Below are 3,112 nucleotides of genomic sequence, written 5' to 3'. Positions count from 1 at the left end.
CCCCTGGGGTGAAGGAGCGGCGGAGGGGCCTTTCTGCCCTGGGTTTTTCGGGATCGGACATGGCTCCACCATCGGTGTTGGTGGTGGGGGAAGCAAGTGCGGTGCTCACAGGGAATCGGTTTCCAAATCTCGCCCTTAAGGAGTCAGTGGGAAAAGTGGCGGTGTCTCACCCAATGCTGACAGACAGGGCCTGGGTCATCGCTGGGCTCCGGCACGAGCAGTTCACGTCCCTGGCACAGTTGCGGGCCCGGATCCGGGAGCAGATCGATGCCTATAACCGGCAGCCGTTCCAGAAGCGGGACGGGTCGCGGTTGAGCGTGTTCACTCTGGAAGAGCTACCGCTGCTGCAACCGCTGCCAGCGGTTGCGTTCGAAATCAGCTCCTGGGCCTATAAACGCAAGGTGGGTAAGAACGGGCATGTGGTTTGGGCGAAGAACTTTTACTCCGTCCCTTTCACCCATATCGGGGCCCTTGTTGACCTGCGGGTCACGGAAACCATGCTGGAGGTCTATCGCGGCGACGAACGCTTAACGAGCCATCTGCTGTTGCCCGCGAGGACAACGAACCAGTATCAGACGAACGCGGCGGACCTTCCCGAAGGGCGCAGCTTCCAGGCCTGGGACCGAGCCCGGATCGAGGAGTGGGCTGCCCGGATGGGTCGGGCAACGGGGACAGTGATCGAGAAGATCTTCGAATCCGCGTCCATCGAGGAAGCAGCCTACGACCCGGCGTTAGCAGTCTTGCGGCTCTCTCGCCGGTTCTCCCCGACCAGGGTCGAAGCGGCTTGCGCACTGGCCTTACGGGGTCCGCTGCGCTCACCACGCTACGCACATCTGCGGCCACTTCTGGAAACCGGGCAAGACAAGACCGGGCACGTCCCGGAGCAACCCGAGAGCGATGATGGCGGATACGTTCGAGGCAGCGCCTACTACGCCGGAGGGACCCGATGAGCCGCCTCGATGGAGAAACCAAACGCAAGCTCGGGGAGATGAACGCCGGCGAGTTATTGGATGCGATCGATACCCAGGACGAGACGCTATCGATGGGCTTTTCCTTCGAGGAGCGCGTCCGGTTGGTCGTCGATGATGCCTACTCCACGTTCACCCATTCCAAGATCGCTGGGCTCATCCGGCGGGCGGGACTGCGTTACCCGAACGCGGACATGCGCCGCATCGATCTGCTGGATGAGCGCGGCCTGAACCAGCAGATGCTCTCTCAGCTCGGCACCTGCTCGTTCGTGGACCGGCAGCAAAACGTTGTCTTTCAGGGATTCACCGGATCAGGGAAGTCGTATCTGGGCTGCGCGATCGCTAAGCGCGCCTGCGAGAACAGGATCCGCGCCCACTACGTACGGATGCCGGACCTTGAGGAAGCCTGGGTGGCTGCGCAAGACAGCCCCGGCGGGTCCGGGAAATTCCTGCGGAAGTATGCGGCCTTCACTCTCTTGGTGATCGACGAGTGGTTGCTGGATAAGCCAACGGAATCGTTGAGGGGCATGTTGCTGGAGTTGATGGAACGTCGTTACGGCGAGACCTCGACCGTTTTCTGCACCCAGTGGCAGATAGGGCGGGATGGTACCGCTGGTCCGGGGAGTTGGTACCGGGGTTCCGTTGACTTGGTACCGGCCCGGGTGAGCATCTGATGGGCTGGTACCAAGTCTGTCGGGCGGGCTATTCCCAGTAGGTTGGTTCTGCGCGGGCGTGGTCGTCTCGGAGTCGTCGCATGTCGATTTCTCCGAGGTTGAGTTGGCGGGCGTTGTTGGCCAACCGGTTCACGATTGAGTCGGCTGCGACGCGGTCCGGGAGAGCTTCGAGCCAGTAGGCCGGTCCGGACTGCGAGGCGATAAGCGTGGGCAGCCGGTGTTCCCGGTTGGCCAGGACAGCGAAGAGGTCGTTGGCTGCTTCCGGGTCGATGCCGACGGTGAGGAAGTCATCGATGATCAGAAGGTCGACGGCTGAAAGCTCGTTGAGTAGCTTCTGATGGCCGATGCCATCGCCTCGGGCGATGACCAGCCGTCGGGCAAGGTCATCCATCCGGGCGTAGGCGACGGTATGCCCGTTCTGGCAAGCGGCGATCCCGATCGCGCAGGCCAGGTAGGTTTTGCCTCCACCGGCGGGTGAGATGATCAGCAGATTCGTCGGGTCCTGGCTCCACTGGTGCGCGGCGTAGCGCTTCATCCTCACCGGAGTGACTCCGCGGCCCTCCTGGTAGCTAATCTCAGCCACCGAGGCCTGTGGGATCGGGAACTTCGCGGTGCGGATCAGCTTCTCAACCCGGTGTGCCCTGCGCTGGTCGAGGGCGTCATCGACAGCCGTGAGGAAAACCTGCTCTGGGGTTAGTTCGTCGTTGGCCTCATCAGTGATCAACTCCTCGAACCGGGTCGCGAGGTGAGCGATGCGCAGGGACCGGAACTTCTCGTGGTCGACGCTGGTGAACATCAGGCACCCACCCCTTGCTCGCCGCGCTGGTAGTGGGCAGCAGAGCGTACGAGTACCGCACCGTCAGGGCTGGCACCCCCGGATGGTTTTCGGGTGGCCGCCGCCGGCGTTATGGGTTTTTCCCGTTTGGTGTCCGAATCGATGGTGGCCATAATCCGCTTGATCGTGCTGTAACTGCCGGCGTGTTGCCCATTGTTGAGCAGCACCTGGCACGCGGCCTCCAACCGCTGTTTATTGCGTTTCCCGAGGCTCTCCAAGATGTTCTGACAATCCAGATACCCCTGCGCTTCGATCGCATGCCGGTCGATAATCTGCTCGATGACCTTCCCGGTAGCCGGGCCGAACCCCCGAGCTTGTCAAGTTTTCTGTGTAGGTGATCCAGATTTCATGGTTTAGAGGTAGGGGTTGATGCGGTCGGGATGGACGAGTGTGAGCTCGCTGAGGGCGGCTTTCCAGCCTTGGACGACGCTGCCTTCGACGAGGCGTCCGGAGGCCTTACGGGGTTGACCCTTGGGGGTTCGCGCTTCCTTGGCGCGTTCGCGGGCTCGCTTGTCTTCGATGTTCATGATGGCCAGCCAGAGCAGCTTGATCGCTGCCGCGTCGTTGGGGAAATGACCCCGGTTTTTGATGATTTTGCGCAGCTGGTAGTTCAGCGACTCGATGCTGTTGGTGGT

At 61.9% G+C, this 3,112-nt stretch carries 4 protein-coding genes; 2 read left to right on the top strand and 2 right to left on the bottom strand.

What is annotated here, in order from left to right; translation table 11 throughout:
- The first annotated feature begins 146 nt into the window (after nt 1-146).
- Both Y703_RS0102290 and Y703_RS17400 read left to right on the top strand, forming a co-directional pair.
- Nucleotides 147-950: a Mu transposase domain-containing protein gene (locus tag Y703_RS0102290; protein ID WP_216698850.1), complete on the top strand. Its 804-nt coding sequence runs from the start codon at nt 147-149 to the stop codon at nt 948-950.
- Nucleotides 947-1,642, top strand: a complete 696-nt coding sequence (locus tag Y703_RS17400; protein ID WP_081743344.1) for an ATP-binding protein — start codon at nt 947-949, stop codon at nt 1,640-1,642. Before Y703_RS0102290 ends, Y703_RS17400 begins: the two co-directional genes overlap by 4 nt.
- A 28-nt stretch (nt 1,643-1,670) precedes the next feature.
- On the opposite strand, the gene Y703_RS0102280 is transcribed toward Y703_RS17400, so the two are convergent.
- Both Y703_RS0102280 and Y703_RS0102270 read right to left on the bottom strand, forming a co-directional pair.
- Nucleotides 1,671-2,438 (bottom strand): ATP-binding protein, encoded by a 768-nt coding sequence (locus Y703_RS0102280; protein WP_026551426.1) that lies wholly within the window; start codon nt 2,436-2,438, stop codon nt 1,671-1,673.
- 392 nt (nt 2,439-2,830) lie between these two features.
- Nucleotides 2,831-3,112: transposase (locus Y703_RS0102270; protein WP_026551424.1), on the bottom strand; the 282-nt coding region annotated here is incomplete at its 5' end.

The sequence above is a fragment of the Arthrobacter sp. H20 genome (assembly GCF_000520515.1).
Lineage (GTDB): Bacteria > Actinomycetota > Actinomycetes > Actinomycetales > Micrococcaceae > Arthrobacter_D.
This window is presented reverse-complemented; position numbering and strand designations above follow the sequence as displayed.